Below are 21414 nucleotides of genomic sequence, written 5' to 3'. Positions count from 1 at the left end.
AGCTTGCGCCCGATCTTTCGATGAAGTCGCCGGCCATCGCGCGCGTCTGGGTTTTCGCGAACTAGAAGAGCAGCGTATCGGCAAGCAGCTTTACGTTCAATACGATGATCACGCCCGTCACGAGCCAGGCGAGCGCGGCAATCCACCGGTTGATCGTAAAGACGCCCATCTTGCGGCGGTCGGACACGAAGCGCACCAGCGGGACGACGGCAAATGGCAGTTGCATCGACAGGATGACCTGGCTCAGGACCAATAGCTGGCCGGTGCCTTTTTCACCGTAGATCGCCGTGACGATCACCACCGGCACGATGGCGATCGCCCGCGTGATGAGCCGCCGCGCCCAACTCGGCAGGCGGAGCCGGAGGAAGCCTTCCATCACGATCTGGCCGGCGAGCGTCGCGGTGACCGTCGAATTCAATCCCGACGCAAGCAACGCGACGGCAAATAGCGTCGACGCGATCCCGAGTCCGAGCAAGGGCGACAGCAAGCGGAAGGCATCGCCGATCTCGGCGACTTCCTTGTGGCCGCTCGCGTGGAAGACGGCCGCGGCCACGATCAGGATCGCCGCGTTGATGAAAAGCGCGAGCGTCAGCGCGATAGTGCTGTCGATGGTCGCCCAGCGGATCGCATCGCGCCGCGCCTCGACCGACTGCCCGTAAGCGCGCGTCTGAACCACCGACGAGTGCAGATACAGGTTATGTGGCATGACCGTCGCGCCCAGGATGCCGATCGCGACGTACAACATCTCCCGGTTGGTGACGATCTGCGGCGACGGCACGAAGCCGCGCAGCACCTGCGCGATCGGCGGCGACGCGGCGACGATCTGCAACGCGAAGCACACCGCGATGATGACCAAAAGCGAGATGACGAAGGCTTCGAGCAGGCGAAAGCCTCTGTTGACAAGCAGCAGCAGCAGGAACGCGTCCAGCGCGGTGAGCAACGCGCCCGCAATCAACGGAATGCCGAAGAGAAGTTGCAAGGCGATAGCCGTTCCGATCACTTCGGCCAGATCGCACGCGACGATTGCCGTCTCGCAGGCAACCCACAGCGCGAAGTTGACCGGCTTCGAGTAGTGATCGCGGCAAGCCTGCGCAAGATCCCGCCCGGTCGCGACGCCGAGCCGGACGGCGAGCGCCTGCAGGAGAATCGCCATCAGGTTCGACAGCAGGATGACAGCGAGCAGCGTATAGCCGAATCTCGATCCCCCGGCGAGGTCGGTCGCCCAGTTCCCGGGGTCCATGTAGCCGACCGAAATCATGTAGCCGGGGCCGGCGAAGGCGAGAAAGCGCCGGAGCCATCCACCACCGACGGGCACCCTCACCGACGCGTACACCTCCGGTAGACTCGGGCGAAATTCATCGTTGCCCGGCTCTTTGTACGCGGGGCGGCGGGGGTCGCGCATCGGCACGTGCCTCCATCAGATTGCTCGGGAGAGTTGATCGGAATATGCTCCGCACGCGGCGAAGATTCAAGCGGGCACTTCTCGACCAGAGTCGGATCTCTCTATCTGATAACCGGTCTTATCAGACGTAGGGATTTAGCTTGTCAAACTGGACTGTACTTGATAACCTCGCGGCAAATGGCTGATAACAAAGGCGAAAGCTCTATAGGCGGACAACCTTCGGTGCACACGGCCGCACCGCGAAGACTTACGCGCCAGCACTTCGCACTTTATCGCGGTTATCTCGACGGCGTTACAGAAGCGCAGCTTCACGCGTCGTACGGCGAGGCCGGCTCTGATGTCCGCAGCACCCGGCGACTCATCGCCGCATTGCGCGACACGCTCTCGGTGATGGCCCGCCGCGCACACGATGTTGAAGCGGCGCATCTGCTGCGATTGCGCCCGGGCAGCATTCCACCATCGTCCGACACGCCTGCGCCTGAAACGCCGACGCTCGAAGCATTCCGCGAGCGTATCGATCCTGACGGCGTCTACAGCGAGTCCGAGCTGTTGGCGCTCTATAAGGAAGAGCATCGTGATAGCGTCTCCGCAGCGTCCGATCGACGCACAGCGCGTAACGCGCGCTTGCGACGGCGGCAAGCGAACGCCCTTGCCCGCATGGAGGCGAGCCTCGTCCAGGACCCGAGCCAGGAGCATCCGATCGACGGATGGTTCGAGCCGGTCGTCACCGCGCGATTGGCGGCTGCCGGGTTGACGACTATCGCGGATCTCATCGCGCTGATCGAGCGTCGACGGCATCGTTGGTATGCCTCCGTGCCGCGGCTCGGGCCCAAGGGCGCGCAGCGAATCGTCGATTGGCTGGTCCTGCACGCGGAGCCGTTACGGCACACACTTTCACCGCTTGCCCTCGTGCCTCGGCGGCAGTGGCGGAGCGAACAGTTGTCGACCCGGCCGGCGGATTCGGATGTGGATGCCATCGTGATCGCGCCCTTGGAGGCACTGCGCGTGCCGCGGGCGGTCGACGGGTCGACGGGCACTAACCGGGCGCCCACCGGTATCGGAAATCTGGACACGGACGTGGCTGCCATCAAAGCGTGGCTTGACGCGCGCTCGGCCAGCGAGCACACACGACGGGCGTATCGGCGGGAAGCCGAGCGGCTGCTGCTTTGGGCGTTGATCGAAAAGGAAAAGCCGCTGTCGTCGCTCGACCCGGACGACTGTGCGCAGTTTGTATCGGAGTTTTTGACGGATCCGCAGCCGGCAGAGCGGTGGATTTCCAGACAGCGCATCGAGCGATGCCTTCCCGGATGGAAGCCCTTCGCCGGTCCGCTTTCCGATCGGAGTCGTGAAACGTCGCGCGCCATTCTTAATGCGATGTTCCAGTGGCTCGTCGACAGCGGTTATCTGTCGACGAATCCGATGCAAGGACACGATCGCGTGGTGACGCCGCCGGCCTTCGACGCGAGAGAGCGCGCGCTCAATCCGGAAGAATGGCAAGCCGTGCTTCGCTCCGCGACGCGGCCGCAGTACACGTTCGCCGAACACCGCGACCGCCTCGCCCTCCTCCTCGCCTACGCGACCGGCTTGCGGCGAGCCGAACTCGCGGATGCCACGACGGACGCCCTATCGGTGGGCCGCTTACCCGGGATCGACACGCCGGTATGGCGGTTGCGCGTCGGTCAGACGACCGGAAAGCGTTCGGTGAGGACGGTGCTCATACCGCCCGCAGTCATCGATGTCCTACTGGAGAACCTCTCACTCCGCGGACTTCCGAGCCCGCTCGATTGTGCGGAAGGCACGCCCATCCTGGCTCAGAGCCGCGGAGGGCAAGCCATCACTCCGGACGGGATCGGTCGAATTATCAAGAACGCCTTCTCGAACGCGGCTGCCGAATTCGAATCGGCCGCCCCGGGCACGGGCCGGCCGCTGGCACGCGCGAGCACGCATTGGCTGCGCCACACCCATTCGATACACGCACTGGCCCACGGTGCCGAGTTGGCCGATGTAAGCAAAGGGCTCGGACATGCTGACGCATCGACGACGGCGCTATATCTCCAACATGAGGACGCCAGCCGTTTACTCGGCGTCGAACGGTTCATTCGCCACACATTGGCGTTAGGAAACGCTTCGGAATCAGCTTAAGCCAGAGGTTTACGCGGCCGCAGCGTTGTAATATGGCCCTGCAAAGACTTGAGAGTTTACTTGAGGTTTACCGGTTGGCCGTTTATTCTTCGGTTTGCAGTATGTTTTCCACAAACCGAAGAATTATTTGCTTACCCAGGCCCGCCAGTGACCGCGAATTCCATGCTAAGCGCTCGGCTTCCCGAAGTCGACCAGTCCGTTTCGATCGAAACGCTCTTGGGGGTGGCCGCCCAAGCCACTGATATCCTCAACCAGATCCGCGATGCGATGCTGGAGCCTTATCCACGCAAAAGCGCTCCGACGTTCACGAGCGCGCAGGTCGCATCGCTTTGCGGAATCGACAAGCAGCGGTTTCAATACCTGACCACCAAGGGCGAACTGCCTGCGGGGACGTCGAAGGGCGCGGGCCGAAGCAAGGAATTTACGCTCGAAGAAGCGTTGACTTGGATTCGGGCAACCAAGGAGCGCGCTCGTCGGCCGGAGGGTAAGCGCGGGCGTATTGTGACCGTCGCGAACTTCAAGGGCGGCGTCGCCAAAACCACGACGGCCGTGTCCGCTGCTCAGGCGTTGACGCTGCTGGGCCGGCGGGTTCTCGTGATCGACTGCGATCCTCAGGGAACAACGACGCAACTTTGCGGATGGGCGCCCGACGCTGAAATTTCCGATGATCAAACGTTGCTGCCATTGATCTATGGCGATCAATCGACATTGCACTATGCCGTGCAAGAGACGTATTGGCACAACCTGGATCTCATACCGGCATCGTCGTCCCTCTTCGATGCGGAGTTCGAGATTCCTGCGAAGGTGCTGAACGACAGCACTTTCGAGTTTTGGGAAATCGTTCGGCGAGGCCTGATGCCGTTGACGGAGGAATACGACGCTGTCGTCATCGATACGCCGCCCGCCCTCAGCTATCTGACCATTAACGCACTGCTCGCCTCCGACGCGATTCTTCTGCCCTGCCCGCCCGAGGCGCTGGACTTCGCCAGTTCGACTCAGTTTTGGCATCTCTTCGCCGACATCGCCAAGAAGTTACCCGGCGTGCTCGAGCAGAAGCGCTTCGACTTCGTCAACGTCATTCTTACGAAGGCCAAGTCAGACGACGTGTCTCGCGTCGTCCGAGGATGGCTACAAAAAGCTTACGGCGATCGGGTGCTGCCCTTCGAGATCCCTGAATCGACCGTACCAAAGGGCGCATCGGCACAGCTTTCAACGGTATATGACCTGTCGAAGCCCGACGGGAGCACGGCGGCGTACAACCGTTTCAAGGAGCCGCTCGACCGGCTCGCAGAACATCTAGACGCGCAGTTTGTCCGCGCGTGGAATCAGGCGGAGGCGTAAATGGGCATCGGAGATCGGCTTCTCGCGAAGACCGCGAACATCGGCAGCAAACCGACTGAGCCGACGCAGCGCGCCACTAATTCGGAACCGCGCACGTCGCCTGGAAGGTTGATGGACGCGCAGCACCGAATTAACACCGCGCAGGCGCGAATCAAGGAACTCGAATCGCAACTCGAGGCGGGTGCCGCATTTGACGTGCATCTAGATGCGCTTGTCGAGGTCGACGGCAGACGGCGTAAGTTGACCGCCGAGCAGTTCCAGGAATTGAAAGCGAATCTCGCGCAGCACGCTCTCGCTACACCGATCTTGATCCGACCGCTATCCGAAGGCCGTTACGAGATCGTGGCGGGGCACAACCGGGTTGCGGCCTATCGTGACTTGGGACGTAGCACGATTCGGGCGAACGTCGCCTCGATCGACGAGGGGGAAATTGAGTTTGCAGCGTTTTTCTCTAACCTGCTCTCGCCGTCCCTCACGGATTTTGAGAAGTACTGGAACTTCAAACGGCTTCAAGAGTTGAGCGGACTTTCACGCACGGAAATCTCGGAAAGCGCGGGTCTCAGCAAGAGTCACGTGACGCGCATCTTCTCCTTCGATTCCCTGCCCGATGCTGCGAAGCAAGCGCTCGCGGTAAAGCCGGAACGACTTGGAAGCAACGCTGCGCAGAAGCTCGCGGCTCTCGTCGAAGCTGGCAAGGCGGAGAAGGTCGTGGAGGCCGTTCGTCGATTGGTCGACGACGAAACCTTTACGCAAGATAAAGCCGTTGCTTTCGCTGCAGAGAAGCCGAAGGCTGCCGTGCCTAGCACAACGGTAATTCGCTCAGGCAGGAGGAAGGTATGCGAGGTTTCGACGAGAAGCGGCGTTGTAGGCATTCGCTTCTACGACAAAGACTCGAACGACGCGGAAGCGTGGGCACAGCGAATCGCGGATTTCATCAATAGATCGATCGACGAATCACCGCAGGACTGAGGGCCTACTAGAGTTCCCAATGAAATCAACGGCTTAGCGCCGCCAGATTTCGGCAAACACAGAGGCTCTGCTAGGAATCTCTTTCGAATCAACGACTAAGCAAATCAGCAACGATGAGGTTGCCATGTAACGAACTTGCTTCAGAAAGACAAAAGCCTTCGGCGCCAACCGAAGGCTTTTGAATTCGGGCTTTACTGCTGCTTGCCCGTCCGCTTCCCGACGCCAATCGGGTCACGAGCTACACAACTCGAAGTTTAGCGGATAGCGATCGGCAGTCAAGCGTTTGTCCTCCATTTTTCGAAATGGATGCACTTGACATGCATATCGCGCAACTTTCCGTTGCAGGCGAGGTTGTTTTTCGCCCGCAAATCCCCGAAGACCGGCCTGAGGGCGAGGATCAACAAGCCCTCGACGAGTACGCTTGTGACCGCTCAAATCTTCCGTGGATCATCTTCAGAGCTGCTCACCGAGCGAACCATTTGTCCGCCCTGCCCGCTCGCGCTCGCGCAGTTCTCGCCGCATTGGCGCGGACCGTCGACGCTGCCCGCCCGTTCGCTGCCATTTTCGCCCGACGCGAACTCTTGACCGGACGCGCTCTTCAGTCTATGCGCACGTTCTATCGCAGCCTGGACGATCTCGAGTCGTCCGGCTTCATCACGAGGCCGCCTCAAAGTCGATATGGCGGCGCCGGCCTTTTCGGGCGTGCATATCTGCATCTGACGAATAAGGCAGCAGTTCTCCTCGGCTTGCTAGATGAGCAGACACGCCCCGTCGAGCCCGAAGCCTGTATTCAGGAGGACGCTCCTCGCGAAGCCCACGCTGCTTTTCTGAGTACACCGTCTGTCAGCGTGGCAGACGGCGCTATATATAAGGATCTAAGCCCTTCTACTCAAAAGAGACAACCAGGACGCCTCCCCGCCGACCTTGAGCGCCTCACCGGACTGGGATTTCGTGAATTCCTGATCTTTAAACTCATGGCCGAAGCACGCTCACAGGGCAAGCGGCTTTCCGACGTCGTAGAAGCGGCGTGGGAACATCTTCGACGTGCAACCCATCCCATCAGCTATCTTCGGACCCTCCTACGCGCCCCGGTCGACTTCGCGTATAAAGTTCGCAGCAAGCGACGTGAAGCGGCAGAGCGCGATACCGTGTCTGCTCATAACGCACAGGATCAAGCCGCAATCCGCGCCCTAGCAGGGCGAGCCTTCGCGAGCGAAGACCAGCTAAGGCGCTATGTCGTGGCCGCAGATGCGAAGACGGTCACCGTGCACCATCGCGACGAAGCACGTCCTCGCGTACATGCAGGGGAGTGGGCACGCGATTTCCTGACAGCCCTGCGAAGCAGACGGATCGTCGAAGTTGATCGCGATGCATCGCTACAAGGCCATGCTCCTGCATCGCGCACCGCGAACGATGAACCGATACACGGACGAAGCACCGACAACGCCGCTCGCAATCTAGGCGCTCTCAAGCACTTCCTTCGATTGAAAATAGCCGGAGTTGTCACCACATCCGACACAAGCGGAGAGGGGAGCGCTTCTACGCAAGCAAGGGGCAACATGATTCCTGCGCAGCACAGTAAAGCGTCCGTTATCCCCAGCACCAATTTCGCTTGTAAATAAACCTGCTGCGTCGCAGCAAACCCTGATATACTCTAAGGTTGCGTCTGTGATGGCGCTTTGTAATTTCGCGATCCACGCCCCTAGCGTGGTTTGCGCGCTTTGCTCGATGCGATTCTCAGCAAGCCGTCCGTGGTCGAAGCTGTTGTCGATATTACGCGGGCTGTCACGCTCGCTCCCGGGGAACTGTCATCGCCGAGCAAACCTGTCGAGGAGAAAGTATGGCAAGTTTTGATCGGGAAGATTCGGAGCTGGATATCGTCGCGCCGGCGCGCAGGTCAGCGGGACGCAAGGCGGGTAAGAGCAAGGGCCAGGCCGGCACGATGCAGCCCGATGTCGTCATGACGGCGGAGCAAGACGAAGAGCGTCAGCGTCAGATGCGCGCGTTGATTCAACTCGGCAAGGAGCGTGGTTACCTCACGCATGCCGAAATCAACGATCACCTGCCGGACAACTTCGCACAAACCGCGGCGATGGAAACCATCGTCAGCACGTTCAACGACATGGGCGTCGCGGTGTACGAACAAGCGCCCGATGCAGAAACGCTGCTGCTGAGCGACAACGCACCCGCCGTGGTGGCAGACGAGCAGTCGGAAGAGGAAGCGGAAAATGCGCTTTCGACCGTCGACTCGGAATTCGGCCGCACGACGGACCCCGTACGCATGTACATGCGCGAAATGGGCGCGACCGAGCTGCTCACGCGTGCCGGCGAAATCGCAATTGCGAAGCGCATCGAAGACGGTTTGCACGAGATGATCCAGGCGATCGCCGCGTGCCCATCGACGGTTGGCACCATCCTTGCGGACGCCGCACTCGTCGAATCAGGCGAGATGAAAATCGACGACCTCGTCGACGGTTTGAAGGAAGACGACACGGTAGAAGAAGATATTTCGGTTTCCGAAACAACGGAGTCGACCGATATCGATACGGACACCGATGAATCGGACAGCGACGACGAAGAGGACAGCGACCTCGAAGGCGGCGATGCCGGCGCGTCGAACGAAGCGCGCCTCAAGCAGTTGAAGGCCGATTGCCTCGAAATTTTCGCACGTGTACGTGATCTCGCCGAACAAGCCAGCAATCCTAAGGGAACGGGCGCTGCAGCGATCAAGGCGGTCGAGCGCGCGCGCAGCGAGATTCAGCGCGAACTGGGTTCGATCCGCTTCACTGCGAAAACCATCGACCGCTTGTGCGCGGACGTGCAACAACAAGTCGCGCGAGTTCGCGAAATCGAACGCCGCGTTCTGCAGATTGCGGTCGATCGTTGCCGCATGCCACGCGACAAGTTCGTCGAATCGTTCCCGGGTCACGAGACCGATCTCGAATGGACGGCGCGCACGGCGGCGGCTTCGCGTCAGTATGGCGCGTCGCTCGAGCGCAGTTTGCCCGCGATTCAAGCCGAACAGCAGAAGCTGATCGACATTGAAGGCGTCGTTGCATTGCCGTTGCAGCAACTGAAGCAGATCAACCGTCAGATGACGGCGGCCGAGCTGAAGATGCGTCAGGCGAAGCGCGAAATGATCGAGGCGAACCTGCGTCTCGTCATCTCGATCGCGAAGAAGTACGTCAATCGCGGCATGCAGTTCCTGGACCTGATTCAGGAAGGCAACATCGGTTTGATGAAGGCGGTCGACAAGTTCGAATATCGTCGCGGCTGGAAGTTCTCGACGTATGCGACGTGGTGGGTGCGTCAGGCCGTGACGCGCTCGCTCGCCGATCAGGCTCGCACGATTCGCGTGCCAGTTCACATGATCGAAACGATCAACAAGCTGAACCGCATTTCGCGCGAAATCCTGCAGCAGACCGGCATGGAAGCGCATCCGTCAGTGCTGGCCGAGCGCATGGAAATGCCTGAAGAGAAGATTCGCGGCATTCTGAAGATCGCGAAGCAGCCGGTGTCGCTGGAAACGCCGGTCGGTGAAGACGCGGACGCCACGCTGGGCGACATGATCGAAGATCAGGGCGCGGCTTCGCCTGCCGATGCCGCCGTGCACGCGAACATGCGCGCCGCGATCGACGATGCGCTCAACGCGCTGTCGCCGCGCGAAGCGAAGGTTTTGCGCATGCGCTTCGGTATCGATACGGCTTCGGACTACACGCTCGAAGAGCTCGGCAAGCAGTTCGACGTGACGCGCGAGCGTATCCGTCAGATCGAAAGCAAGGCGATGCGCAAGCTGATGCATCCGAGTCGCGCCGACAAGCTGCGTCCGTTCCTCGATCGCTGATCCCCGACGCTTCATCGGGCAGCGACAAGCGTGCCGTCCCTCAGGGCGGCACGCTTTTTTTTCGCCCCGCGATGTCAGCCGCGTGCCGCACCCTTCGGCGCTGCAGTCGCCGAGCACGCCTGCAGCGCGACGATCGCCTTTCGCGCCAGGCTCAGCGTCTCTTCGCATGCGCGCTTGTTCGCGAAGATCGCACATCCGCCGCCCGCGTTGATCTTCGATACGGCGCCGCGCACCTTGTCCAGCGCCTCTTGCGGCGAACCGCTGTCCTTGATGATCGCGGCGATGTTGAAGGCGCTGCCGGCATCGGTTTCGACGTAGCCCGGACAGTCCGCATGCGCTGAAACGCCGATGACGAGCAGTGCGACGGCAGCCGATAAGTGACGAAAGGGAAGGGCGATCATGGCGTCGGTGTCCGTTACCGCATCGCTTGTGAAGTCGCTCAGGCGTCGCGTTGTTGTCCACAGAAAAGTTGGACAAGCATGTGGATATCCTGAGCATCGCCGGGCCAATGCGTTGATGCGAAACGCATTTCGCCCGCCGTGCGAATTACGCGCGTCCGCTCATTGTGAACCAACCGGGCGGGCCGGGTAGGGCGGTCAAAATCCGGCGCAACCAAGGAGAGGCGCAACGCATCGTTGTCCACAGAAAATGTTCACAAGCGTGTGGATATCCTGAGCATCGCCGAGGCAACACGTTGAAGCACAACGTCTTTCACCGTGCGTACGAATTCAACACAGCAACGCGGACGCCAGCGCACCGCGCAGCATCAAACCCGCTGAGGAATCTCCAACCCGCGCTGCACAGCCTGCCGCGCCAAGAACGCATCCAGCACTCGCTGCACATTAGCGAACTGATCGAACTCGACCAGCTCGCGCGCCTCATAGAACCCGACGAGATTGCGCATCCACGGAAACACAGCGATATCCGAGACGCCGTACTCATCGCCCACGATCCACTCGCGCCCGGCGAGGCGTCCGTCGAGTACGCCCAGCAGCCGCTTCGATTCCGCGACGTAGCGATCACGCGGCCGCTTGTCCTCGTAGTCCTTGCCGGCGAATTTGTGGAAGAACCCGACCTGCCCGAACATCGGACCGATGCCGCCCATCTGGAACATCAGCCATTGGATTGCTTCGTAGCGACGCGCCGGATCGCGTGGCAGAAACTGCCCGCTCTTGTCCGCGAGATAGATGAGAATCGCGCCCGACTCGAAAAGCGCGAGCGGCTCGCCGCCCGGCCCGTTCGGATCGATGATCGCCGGGATCTTGTTGTTGGGATTCACCGATAGAAACTCGGGCGACGTCTGATCGTTCTGATCGAAGCGCACGAGATGCGGCTCGTACGGCAAGCCGGTCTCTTCGAGCATGATCGACGCCTTCACGCCGTTGGGCGTCGGCAGGGAATAGAGCTGAATGCGATCGGGGTGTTGCGCCGGCCATTTGCGCGTGATCGGAAAATCGGAAAGCGTTGGCATAGGTCGATCCTGTCTGAATGAATCGCTCAATATAACCACTTCGGGGCCGGAACGCTGAGGCAGCAATTCCCGGTGGCACGCCATTTGTAGCAATGACGTTGTGGCCCGAATCAAGGGACAGCCTTGGAAAGCCAAGTCCGCTGGCTCGCAAATTGCATCATGCGCGGTGCATCAAACAGAGCGGTCCACGACCGCAACCTGACAACCGTGTTTGCCGCTGCCATGAAAAACGTTCCTCTCGCAAGGTCCATCACGCTGGCTGCCGTGGCTGGCGTTCTGGGAAGTCTCGGTCTCGTATCACCCGGCACGAGCCAGGCGCATCCGCTCGAAAGCCAGCTCGATTGTCAGTCGAGCGCGCACCGCTTCATTGCGCCGCTGCGCGACGAGCGCTACATCGACGCCACGCCGATGCGCGTCGAAGCCAACTCGGTCAACGCTTTCAAGCCGACGCACGGCAGCGACCTCACCGCGTATGGCTTCCGCGTCTACGCGGTGCTCGGCTACGAACACGGCGACGCGATGTTCAAGCAGGGCTCCGGCCAGCCCATCAACGATTCCGCTTACGGCGTCGTCGTGATCGGTTCGAAGGACAACGTCGAAGCGCGCGTGCGCGAGGCCGGCAGCACGGCGGTCGTCCATGAGGTCGTGCCGATGCTGATGACCGCCGTCTTCTGCGACGGCAGCGCGCTGCGCAACACGGCGGGCACCATTCAGGCCGATGCGTCGAGCAGTCACTGAAACGGCGTTGCAAGGGATTTCGTCGATAATGTTCTCCCGATCGCGATAACGACCGCGCGCACAGTCGCGCGGACACCAACAGGAGAACGGAGACATGCCCGAGACAACCAACACATCTTCACGCATCGCAATCGTCACGGGAGCGGGCAGCGGCATCGGCCGCGCGGCGGCGCTCGCACTGCTCGCGGACGGCTGGTCAGTCGTGCTCGCGGGCCGGCGCGCCGCGCCCCTCGAAGCTGTCGTCGCCGAAGCGGACGCGGGCGAGCGCGGATACGCCGTGCCGACCGACGTCGCCGATCCCCAATCCGTCGAGCGGCTTTTTGCGGCGGCGGTCGAGCGCTTCGGCCGAGTCGATCTGCTGTTCAACAACGCGGGCGTGAGCAATCCGCCCGGCCCGTTCGAAGACTGGACGCCCGAGCAATGGCAGGGCGTCGTCAACGTCAATCTGAATGGCATGTTCTACTGCCTTCAGCAAGCGTTCCGCACGATGCGCGCGCAGACGCCGAAGGGCGGCCGCATCATCAATAACGGATCGATTTCGACGAGCGCACCGCGCCCGAACTCGGCGGCCTATACCGCGACGAAGCACGCGGTCGCCGGCCTGACGAAATCCGCGTCGCTCGATGGCCGCAAACACGACATCGCGGTCGGACAAATCGACATCGGCAACGCGCTCACCGAGTTGTCGGAGCGCATGTCGCGCGGCGTGCCGCAGGCGAACGGCGAGATCGCCATCGAACCGATGATGGACGTGAAAATCGTCGGCCAGTCCGTGCTCTACATGGCGAATCTGCCGCTCGAGGCGAACGTCATGTTCCACACGGTGATGGCGACCAAGATGCCGTTCGTCGGACGCGGCTAAGCGCTCGCCGCTGCCCGTCCTATTCGGTGCGATACCAGACGCGAATGCCCGAGTACCAATGGCTGACGCTGGTATCGTCGCCGGCGCCGAACGTCGAAAGACTCTCCACGTTCAGCACGTCGATGCGATGTTCCGCAATCCACCGGTTCGCGCGTTCGACGAGCGCCGCGCCGTTCTCATACACGTTGCCCTTGATGAGGTGATGCTGCACCACCTGGCGCTCGAAGTCTTCATAGGCGATCTTCGTCATCGGTCGTCTCCTTGTCGTGGGTATCGCGCGATAGCCATTCCGCCGTGCCGCAGCGCAGCAAGCCCGGCGCATGACGCGTCCTGCCGATTCGAGCATCATATGGCCTGAACGACGCCGCGCGCGGACGGGCTGGCCCCGTGTTTTCCCGACATCGAGCGGCGCAAGACGACGCATCACCAAAAATAAAAGCGCGTCCGAAGGAGACACTCAAGGAGAGCACGATGGACATGCGGCAACGCGAGCACATCGAGGCGGTCGTCGCAGCGACTACGCGGGCGCAGGTTCTAGCGCCGGCGCCCACGCACGAGGGCATCATCCAGAGTTCGTGGCGGCGTTGCGTGCATCAGTACGGGCTCGATCCGTCGCGCATGCAGGAAGCGCGCATCCTGCCGCAGACCCGGCTGCGCGAGCATCAGCAGCGCATCGACGATTTCGCGCGCATCGCGCGTCACGGCCTGCAGACCTTGTACGGGCAGGTCGCGGGCATGGGCTACGTCGTGCTGCTCACCGATGCGCTCGGCGTGACGGTCGACTACCTGGGCGACGCCAATACCGATGCCGCGCTGCGCCGCGCAGGCCTCTATCTCGGCGCGGAGTGGAGCGAGGCGGGCGCGGGGACGTGCGCGGTCGGCACCGCGCTCGCAACCGGGCAGGCGCTGACCGTGCATCAGGTCGATCATTTCGACGCCACGCATATTCCGCTCACATGCACCGCCGCGCCGCTCTTCGATTCACGCGGCACGCTCGCCGCGATCCTCGACATCTCCGCGCTCTCCTCGCCGCAACCGCGCGACAGCCAGCATCTGGCGCTGCAACTCGTGCGCATCTACGCGCGGCACATCGAGAACGCCAATTTCTTGCGCGCGCATCGGCAGGACTGGATTCTCAAGCTGCATACGTCGCCCGAATTCGTCGATGTCGACCCGGAATATCTGATCGCGCTCGATGCAACCGGGCGCGTCGCCGGGCACAACCGGCGCGCGCACGAGATGCTCGCGGCGGAGATGGGCCGGCCGCTCGCACCGGTGTCTCCGGGCGAGGCGCCCGCGTCGCTGATCGGCGTGCGCTTCGATGCGCTGTTCGATGCGCGTATCGAAGATTTGGGGCGCTTCGTCTATTCACGCCCGAGCGAACTGCGCGCGGCGCCGCTCGCGCGAAGCGGCGCGCTGCTTTACCTCAGCGCGATGCCGCCCGCGCCGTGCGTGACACCGGCGGCGAGCGCAGGCGGCAGCGCAACGCGAAGCGCCGAGCTTCCGGCGCCGCTCGCCGCACTGTCGGGCGGCGATGTCACGCTCGCGCGCCAGCTCGAACGCGCCGCGAAGCTCGTCGATTCGCCGATCAACCTGCTCGTCAACGGCGAGACGGGCAGCGGCAAGGAGTATTTCGCCAAGGCGCTGCATCGCGCGAGCGCACGGCGCGCGGGGCCGTTCGTCGCGGTGAATTGCGCGGCGATTCCGGAGACGCTCATCGAAAGCGAACTGTTTGGACACCTGCCGAACAGCTTTTCCGGCGCAGGCGCGAAGGGCAAGCGCGGGCTGATTCAGGAAGCCGATGGCGGCACGCTCTTTCTCGATGAAATCGGCGACATGCCGCGCGAACTGCAATCCCGCTTGCTGCGCGTGCTGGCCGAAGGGGAAGTGCTGGCGATCGGCGCGTCGCGGCCCGTATCGGTCGATGTGCGGGTGATCTCCGCGACGCATCATTCGCTCGACACGCTGATGCGCGAAGGCCGCTTCCGCGAAGACCTTTACTACCGGCTCAATGGCGCGCGCTTCACATTGCCGCCGCTGCGCGAGCGGACCGATCTCGACTGGCTGATCCGCAAGTTTCTCGACGCCGATACCGCGCACGGTGCAGTCACGCTGTCGCCAGCGGCGCGGGAGTGTCTGCATCGGCATGAATGGCCGGGAAATCTGCGCGAGCTGTGCAATGTGCTGCGATATGCGCGGGCAGTCTGCTCGCACGGAACGATCGGTATCGACGACTTGCCCGAGGGCTTCGGCGCGCCTGCGCCGGCGGCGGACACGCGTGCGCAGCAACCCGCCGACGACTTCGACACGCATCGCCTGCCGCCCGAAGGCATGCTGCTGATGCAGTACCTGCGCGCCGCAAGCTGGAACCTCAGCGCGGTGGCGCGGCAGATCGGCGTCAGCAGGATGACGCTTTACCGGCGGATGGAGCGATACGGCATTCGCTCGCCCAACCAGCGCGACGCGGCCGGGCGATAAGGCACGCCGCCCGATACGACACGCCGCCCGATACGACTGTCCACTTCCGCGATACACCTGCGCTGTGACACCTGTCACGCGGGCGCGGTGCAGTCTCCGGCTTTGCCCCGTGGCAACGGCCTCTGGCGCATTGGCATACCCCTTGCCTTGATCCGCGCCACGACGATTCCAAAGCAGAGCACTCAGGAGACACAGGCATGCGTGATAGCGCGAACGCCGGGCCGCCGCTCGTCGGCATCATCGCGAATCCCGTATCGGCGCGTGACATTCGCCGCGTGATCGCCAACGCGAACAGTCTGCAACTCGCGGATCGCGTGAATATCGTGCTGCGGATTCTGTCGTCGCTTGCGGCGTGCGGCGTGCCGCGCGTCGTGATGATGCCGGACCGCGAAGGGCTCAAAGTCATGCTCCAGCGGCATCTCGCACGACGGCAAGGCCCCGACGCCACGCTGCCCGCCGTCGATTTCCTCGACATGCCCGTGACCGCCCGCGTCGACGATACCTTCCGCGCCGCGCGCATGATGCGCGACGCGGGCGCCGATGCGCTCATCGTGCTCGGCGGCGACGGCACGCATCGCGCGGTGGTGCGCGAATGCGGCGCGGTGCCGCTCGCAGGTCTGTCGACCGGCACGAACAACGCGTTCCCCGAGATGCGCGAGCCGACCATCTCCGGTCTCGCGGCGGGCCTCTACGCAACCGGCCGCATTCCGGCAAGGGAAGCGCTCGTCGCCAACAAGCGGCTCGACATCGACATCCGCGACCAGAACGGCGAGCTGCGCCACGACATCGCGCTGGTGGACGCGGTCATTTCGCGCGAGCACTTCATCGGCGCGCGGGCACTCTGGAAGATCGACACGCTCGCCGCCGTCTATGTGTCGTACGCCGATCCGCAGGCCATCGGCATGTCGGCGATCGCCGGTCTGCTCGAGCCGCTCGGCCGTCACGAGCCGGGCGGTCTTGCCGTCGAACTGGCGACGCCCGGCGACGGCGAATTCGACTTGCACGCGCCAATCGCGCCCGGCCTGACCGAGCCCGTGCCGATCGCGAACTGGCAGCGCCTGACCGATGGCGTGCCGCATCGCGTGAAGCAGCGCGCGGGCATCGTCGCGCTCGATGGCGAACGCGAACTCGCCTTCAACGCCGGCGACGAAGTGACCATCACGCTGCGCGAAAACGCCTTCCGAAGCATCGATGTCGCCGCGTGCATGCGTTACGCGGCGCGCGCCGGGCTCATGCGTCGAAGCACCACCGTTGTTCAACCAGTCGAAAGGAGACAGCAATGACAGCGTCGCAACAGCATGCGGGCCGCTTGCCTTTGTCGAAAGACGAGCTGCTGGCGGTCTATCGCAAGATGCGGACGATCCGCGATTTCGAAGAGCGTCTGCACGTCGATTTCGGACGCGGCGACATTCCCGGCTTCGTGCATCTGTACGCGGGCGAAGAGGCGGCCGGCGTCGGCATCATGCATCACCTGAACGATGGCGACCGCATCGCGAGCACGCATCGCGGCCACGGACACTGCATCGCGAAAGGCGTCGATCCTGTCGCGATGATGAAGGAGATCTACGGCAAGAAGGGCGGGTCGTGCAACGGCAAGGGCGGCTCCATGCACATCGCGGATCTGTCCCGGGGAATGATGGGCGCGAACGGCATTCTCGGCGCGGGCGCGCCGTTGATCTGCGGCGCGGCGCTCGCGGCGAAGTTTCGCGGCAAGGGCGAAGTGGGCATCACGTTCACGGGCGATGGCGCGTCCAATCAGGGCACCTTTCTCGAAAGCATGAACCTCGCGGCCGTGTGGAATCTGCCGGTGATCTTCGTGATCGAGAACAACGGCTATGCGGAGTCGACGGCGCGCGACTACGGCACCGCCGTCGATAGCTACGTGGACCGCGCGGCGGGCTTCGGCATTCCCGGCGTGACGGTGGATGGCACCGACTTCTTCGCCGTCCATGAAGCCGCGGGCGAAGTGATCCGCCGCGCGCGCGAAGGCGGCGGCCCGGCGCTGCTCGAATGCAAGATGATCCGCTTCTACGGCCACTTCGAAGGCGATGCGCAGACCTATCGCGCGCCCGGCGAACTCGACGACATCCGCTCGAACAAGGACTGCCTCAAGAAGTTCGCGCACGCGGTGACGAACGCCGATGTGATATCGCCCGCCGAACTCGACGCGATCGACCGCGACGTCGCCGCGTTGATCGACCGCGCGGTGCAGGAAGCGAAGGACGCGCCGCTGCCCACCGCCGCCGATCTTCTCACCGATGTCTACGTGAGCTACTGAACCGCCGACAACAAGGAGACAACCATCATGGCCCGCAAACTGAGCATGAAGATGGCGATCAACGAAGCCATCGATCAGGAAATGACCCGCGATCCGAGCGTGATCGTGCTGGGCGAGGACATCGTCGGCGGTGCAGGCGCGGACGGCGAAAAAGACGCGTGGGGCGGCGTGCTCGGCGTGACGAAGGGACTGTACGCGAAGCACGGCGACAGGCTGCTCGACACGCCGCTGTCGGAGTCCGCATACGTGGGCGCGGCGATCGGCGCGGCGGCGTGCGGCATGCGCCCGATCGCGGAGCTGATGTTCATCGACTTCATGGGCGTGTGCTTCGACCAGATCTTCAATCAGGCCGCCAAGTTCCGCTATATGTTCGGCGGCCGTGCCGAAACGCCGGTCGTCATCCGCGCGATGGTCGGCGCGGGCTTTCGCGCGGCGGCCCAGCACAGCCAGATGCTGACGCCGATTTTCACGCACATTCCCGGCCTCAAGGTCGTGTGCCCGTCGACGCCATACGACACAAAGGGCCTGCTGATCCAGGCGATCCGCGACAACGACCCCGTCATCTTCTGCGAGCACAAGAACCTGTACGGCTTCGAAGGCGAAGTGCCGGAGAACTCGTATGCGATTCCGTTCGGCGAAGCGAACATCGCCCGGGACGGCAAGGATGTGTCGATCGTCACGTATGGACTGATGGTGCATCGCGCGCTCGACGCGGCGGCGACGCTCGCGAAAGAAGGTATCGAAGCAGAAGTGGTCGATCTTCGCACGCTGTCGCCGCTGGATATCGACACGGTGCTCGAAACGGTGGAGAAAACGGGGCGGCTCGTCGTCGTCGATGAAGCGAATCCCCGCTGCAACATCGCCACCGATATTTCCGCGCAAGTCGCGCAGCAGGCGTTCGGCGCGCTGAAGGCCGCCATCGAAATGGTGACGCCGCCGCATACGCCGGTGCCGTTTTCGCCGACGCTCGAAGACCTGTATATCCCGAGCGCCGCGCAGATCGCCGACGCCGCCCGCAAGACCATGAAAGGAGGCAAGCACTGATGTCCGCAATCACACCGATCGTGATGCCCAAATGGGGCTTGTCGATGAAGGAAGGCACGGTGAACGAGTGGCTCGTGGAAGAGGGCGCGCAGATCACCGTCGGCATGCCGATTCTCGACGTCGAAACCGACAAGATCGCCAACGCCGTCGAAGCGCCGGATGCCGGCCTGTTGCGACGCCGGGTCGCGTCCGCCGGCGATACGCTGCCGGTGAAGGCGCTGCTCGGCGTGCTCGCGCCGGCTGAAGTGAGCGACGCCGATATCGACGCCTACGTCGCTTCGTACGTCACGCCCGCCGACGAGGAAGGCGAGGGCGAAGAGGCTGCGTCGGCGTATCACTTCGTCGATGTCGACGGCATTCGCGTGCGCTATGCGGCGCGCGGCGGCGACGATGCAAGCAAGCCTGCGGTGCTCTTCATTCACGGCTTCGGCGGCGATCTCGACAACTGGCTCTTCAACCTCGATGCGCTAGCGGAGCGCAACCGCGTGTTCGCGCTCGATCTGCCGGCGCACGGACAATCGACGCCGCGTCTCGCCGGGACGACGCTGCCCGAGCTCGGCGCGTTCGTCGCGCGCTTCATGGATGCGGTGAATCTCGACCGGGCGCATCTGGTCGGCCATTCGCTGGGCGGCGGCATTGCGGCGCAACTCGCCGTCGATGCACCGGAGCGCGTGTCGTCGCTGGCGCTGATATCGCCGGCCGGCTTCGGCGATGAAGTCAACAACGCGTACACCGATGGCTTCGTCAACGCGCAGTCGCGTCGGGAGCTTAAGCCGGTTGTCGAGTTGCTGTTTGCCGATCCTGAACTCGTGAGCCGTCAAATGCTGGACGACCTGCTGAAGTACAAGCGGCTCGACGGCGTGAGCGAAGCGTTGACGGCGCTTGGCGGCGCGTTGTTCGCGGAAGGGAAACAGAGCGCGCGGCCGGGACGCGATCTGGAGGCGACGGGCAAGCCGCTGCTCGTGATGTGGGGCGGGCAGGATCGCATCATCCCGTCGCGGCATGCGGAAAACGCACCAAAGGACGCGACCGTGCGCGTTTTCGACGACGCCGGGCACATGAGTCAGATGGAGAAGGCGAACGAAGTGAACGCATTGTTGAAGGAGCATGTGCAACGCGTCGCAAGCTGAACGGCGCACTTCGCGTGCATTTGGCCGCCGCCGCCGTTCTTCGCTACCATGCGGATAGCGTCGATGGCGGCGCGGCCAACCATCCATCCCATGTCCTTCGAACTGCTCGACCCCGCTTCGCTTCCCGGCGATCCGCTCGACGCCGAAGAAGCACTGCTCGCGCGTGCCGCCGCTGGCGACGCCGTCGCGCACTTGTGGAGCGCGCCGGTATCGCTCATCGTGCCGCGCAGTTATCAGCGATACGCGCCGCTCGCCGACGCTCGCGCTACCTTCGCGCAACGCGGCTGTCCCGTGTGGCTGCGCTTGTCGGGCGGCGGGCTCGTGCCGCAAGGCCCGGGCATCCTCAATCTGAGCCTCGCTTACCCGGTTCGAGCGACGATGGGCGCGCTCGCCGAGCCGGTCTATCTGCACCTTTGCGGCATCCTCGCCGATGCGCTCAACACACTCGGCGTCCTCACGCAGCATCAGGCCGTGGAAGGTTCGTTCTGCGATGGGCGGTTCAATCTGGCGTGGGGTCCGGGCGGCGATGCGCGCAAGATCGCGGGCACCGCGCAGTACTGGCGGCGCGCGCCACAGACATCCGCGCTGCCGTCCGGCGATCGGGATACGCCGCGCTATGCGCTGCTCGCCCACGCGGTCCTGCTCGTGAACGCCGATCCCATCGAGATCAACGAGCGCGCCAATGCGTTCGAAGCGATGATCGGCAGCGGGCGCCGCTACGAGGAAATGAAAGTGGTGACCGTCGCGCAGGCGCTCGCTTACGAGTGCTTCGACATCCCCGCCGACCTGTTCGATCGCGTGCGCGGAGCCATCGCGGCGCGCGTCGCAGAAGCGGCTTTGCCCGAGGGAAGTTGAGTCCTCATTCGCATCGAGGTGGCCATGCCGCTCAGACGTGCATCGAACGGCTTCTTTTTTGCGCTGTGGGTCGCCGTCTGCGCCGCCGCGCCCGAATTCCTATGGCAGGGCCTGTTTTCCCTCTTCGGACATTTCTCGCTCACGGACGCCGCCGCCGCGCTGCTGATCGGCGCAATTCTCGCGTTTTTCGTCGATCCGGTGCTCGAGCGCGTGCGCGGACTCGCGTCGGATTCCTCGTCTGAACGCGAGGCAAAGTCGCCGGCCTTTGCCGCCTGCGAGGCGTTGAGTTTCGCGTTCGTCGCGGTGTGCGTGCACGAGGCGATCACCGTGTATGTCGCGGCGAGCCATTCCAACGAGCAGGCATCCGAGAATCTCGCAAAGGCGGTTGCGCAGGCGCTGCAATGGGCGGCGCTGCCGTTCGTCATCACGATCGCGTGGCTTGCGGCGCGCGGCCCGGCGTGGGTCGCGTGGCCGGCGGCGATTCTCGCGGTCGTCGCCGGATTGCTATGCGGCCTCGTGTTCCAGTGGGACTTGCGGGTGCTCGTCACGAGTTTCATTCCCGCGCTGCTGATACTGCTGGCGGGCTGCGTCATCGTGCGGCAGCAGTGGGACGTATCGACGTTTGGCCGCTGCGCCCGCGCGACAGGCGTCATCGCGCTGACGTGGCTCGTGGTCACCGGATTGCTGCAAGCCGCGCTGTGGCTCGCGCACGTCCAGGCGTTTCGCGTGTATGAAAACGCCGAGTTCTGGAGCGATTTGCGGTTTTATATCGGCTGGGTGACAGGGCTGCTCGTTGCGCCGGGGCTGGTCGCCCCGGTGCATCCGCGTTCGCGGGCCGCCCACGGCGCGCGCCGCTGACG

General features: G+C 63.3%; 18 protein-coding genes. 14 read left to right on the top strand and 4 right to left on the bottom strand.

Annotated features, from left to right (window positions below; genetic code table 11):
* Positions 1-61: 61 nt before the first annotated feature.
* Complete coding sequence (locus LDZ21_RS20745) at positions 62-1402, bottom strand: Nramp family divalent metal transporter (RefSeq protein ID WP_244796567.1); 1341 nt, start codon at positions 1400-1402, stop codon at positions 62-64.
* A 177-nt stretch (positions 1403-1579) separates the two neighbouring features.
* Here LDZ21_RS20745 and LDZ21_RS20740 point away from each other — a divergent pair, with 177 nt between their 5' ends.
* From LDZ21_RS20740 to rpoD, 5 genes are all read left to right on the top strand, one after another.
* Positions 1580-3544, top strand: coding sequence for a site-specific integrase (locus tag LDZ21_RS20740; protein WP_244796566.1), 1965 nt, complete (start codon positions 1580-1582; stop codon positions 3542-3544).
* A 162-nt stretch (positions 3545-3706) separates the two neighbouring features.
* Positions 3707-4885, top strand: coding sequence for a ParA family protein (locus LDZ21_RS20735; protein WP_309775141.1), 1179 nt, complete (start codon positions 3707-3709; stop codon positions 4883-4885).
* Positions 4886-5854, top strand: coding sequence for a ParB/RepB/Spo0J family partition protein (locus LDZ21_RS20730; protein ID WP_244796564.1), 969 nt, complete (start codon positions 4886-4888; stop codon positions 5852-5854).
* 317 nt (positions 5855-6171) lie between these two features.
* Positions 6172-7476 (top strand): replication protein O, encoded by a 1305-nt coding sequence (locus tag LDZ21_RS20725; protein ID WP_244796563.1) that lies wholly within the window; start codon positions 6172-6174, stop codon positions 7474-7476.
* 218 nt (positions 7477-7694) lie between these two features.
* A complete protein-coding gene (rpoD, locus tag LDZ21_RS20720) occupies positions 7695-9698 on the top strand; it encodes an RNA polymerase sigma factor RpoD (protein ID WP_244796562.1) in 2004 nt (667 codons plus the stop codon).
* A gap of 74 nt (positions 9699-9772) precedes the next feature.
* On the opposite strand, the gene LDZ21_RS20715 is transcribed toward rpoD, so the two are convergent.
* Together LDZ21_RS20715 and LDZ21_RS20710 are read right to left on the bottom strand one after the other, a co-directional pair.
* Complete coding sequence (locus LDZ21_RS20715; RefSeq protein ID WP_244796561.1) at positions 9773-10099, bottom strand: hypothetical protein; 327 nt, start codon at positions 10097-10099, stop codon at positions 9773-9775.
* A 365-nt stretch (positions 10100-10464) separates the two neighbouring features.
* Positions 10465-11169 carry a glutathione S-transferase N-terminal domain-containing protein gene (locus LDZ21_RS20710; protein ID WP_244796560.1) on the bottom strand — a complete coding sequence of 235 codons (705 nt, stop codon included), beginning with the start codon at positions 11167-11169 and terminating at the stop codon, positions 10465-10467.
* Positions 11170-11391: 222 nt separating this feature from the next.
* Here LDZ21_RS20710 and LDZ21_RS20705 point away from each other — a divergent pair, with 222 nt between their 5' ends.
* Both LDZ21_RS20705 and LDZ21_RS20700 read left to right on the top strand, forming a co-directional pair.
* On the top strand, positions 11392-11907 hold the full coding sequence (locus LDZ21_RS20705; RefSeq protein ID WP_244796559.1) for a hypothetical protein: 516 nt from the start codon (positions 11392-11394) through the stop codon (positions 11905-11907).
* Positions 11908-12001: 94 nt separating this feature from the next.
* Complete coding sequence (locus LDZ21_RS20700; RefSeq protein ID WP_244796558.1) at positions 12002-12769, top strand: SDR family oxidoreductase; 768 nt, start codon at positions 12002-12004, stop codon at positions 12767-12769.
* A gap of 19 nt (positions 12770-12788) precedes the next feature.
* On the opposite strand, the gene LDZ21_RS20695 is transcribed toward LDZ21_RS20700, so the two are convergent.
* Entirely contained in the window at positions 12789-13019 is a 231-nt protein-coding gene (locus LDZ21_RS20695) for a hypothetical protein (RefSeq protein ID WP_035959924.1), read from the bottom strand.
* A 221-nt stretch (positions 13020-13240) separates the two neighbouring features.
* Between LDZ21_RS20695 and LDZ21_RS20690 the strand changes: the two genes are divergently transcribed.
* From LDZ21_RS20690 to LDZ21_RS20660, 7 genes are all read left to right on the top strand, one after another.
* Positions 13241-15247, top strand: a complete 2007-nt coding sequence (locus LDZ21_RS20690) for a sigma-54-dependent Fis family transcriptional regulator (protein ID WP_244796557.1) — start codon at positions 13241-13243, stop codon at positions 15245-15247.
* 197 nt (positions 15248-15444) lie between these two features.
* Positions 15445-16530 (top strand): ATP-NAD kinase family protein, encoded by a 1086-nt coding sequence (locus tag LDZ21_RS20685; protein WP_244796556.1) that lies wholly within the window; start codon positions 15445-15447, stop codon positions 16528-16530.
* On the top strand, positions 16527-17525 hold the full coding sequence (locus tag LDZ21_RS20680; RefSeq protein WP_244796555.1) for a thiamine pyrophosphate-dependent dehydrogenase E1 component subunit alpha: 999 nt from the start codon (positions 16527-16529) through the stop codon (positions 17523-17525). The genes LDZ21_RS20685 and LDZ21_RS20680 overlap by 4 nt, the downstream gene beginning before the upstream one ends.
* A gap of 27 nt (positions 17526-17552) precedes the next feature.
* Complete coding sequence (locus LDZ21_RS20675; RefSeq protein ID WP_035959932.1) at positions 17553-18569, top strand: alpha-ketoacid dehydrogenase subunit beta; 1017 nt, start codon at positions 17553-17555, stop codon at positions 18567-18569.
* Positions 18569-19699: an acetoin dehydrogenase dihydrolipoyllysine-residue acetyltransferase subunit gene (locus LDZ21_RS20670; protein WP_244796554.1), complete on the top strand. Its 1131-nt coding sequence runs from the start codon at positions 18569-18571 to the stop codon at positions 19697-19699. The genes LDZ21_RS20675 and LDZ21_RS20670 overlap by 1 nt, the downstream gene beginning before the upstream one ends.
* Before the next feature lie 90 nt (positions 19700-19789).
* Positions 19790-20554 (top strand): lipoyl protein ligase domain-containing protein, encoded by a 765-nt coding sequence (locus tag LDZ21_RS20665; RefSeq protein ID WP_244796553.1) that lies wholly within the window; start codon positions 19790-19792, stop codon positions 20552-20554.
* Between the two features lie 24 nt (positions 20555-20578).
* Positions 20579-21412: a hypothetical protein gene (locus LDZ21_RS20660; protein ID WP_244796552.1), complete on the top strand. Its 834-nt coding sequence runs from the start codon at positions 20579-20581 to the stop codon at positions 21410-21412.
* Positions 21413-21414 lie beyond the last annotated feature (2 nt).

The sequence above is a fragment of the Caballeronia grimmiae genome, assembly GCF_022879615.1.
In the GTDB taxonomy this organism is placed as follows: domain Bacteria; phylum Pseudomonadota; class Gammaproteobacteria; order Burkholderiales; family Burkholderiaceae; genus Caballeronia; species Caballeronia grimmiae.
The sequence above is the reverse complement of the archived record's forward strand: the minus strand, read 5'-3'. Positions and strand labels throughout refer to the sequence as shown.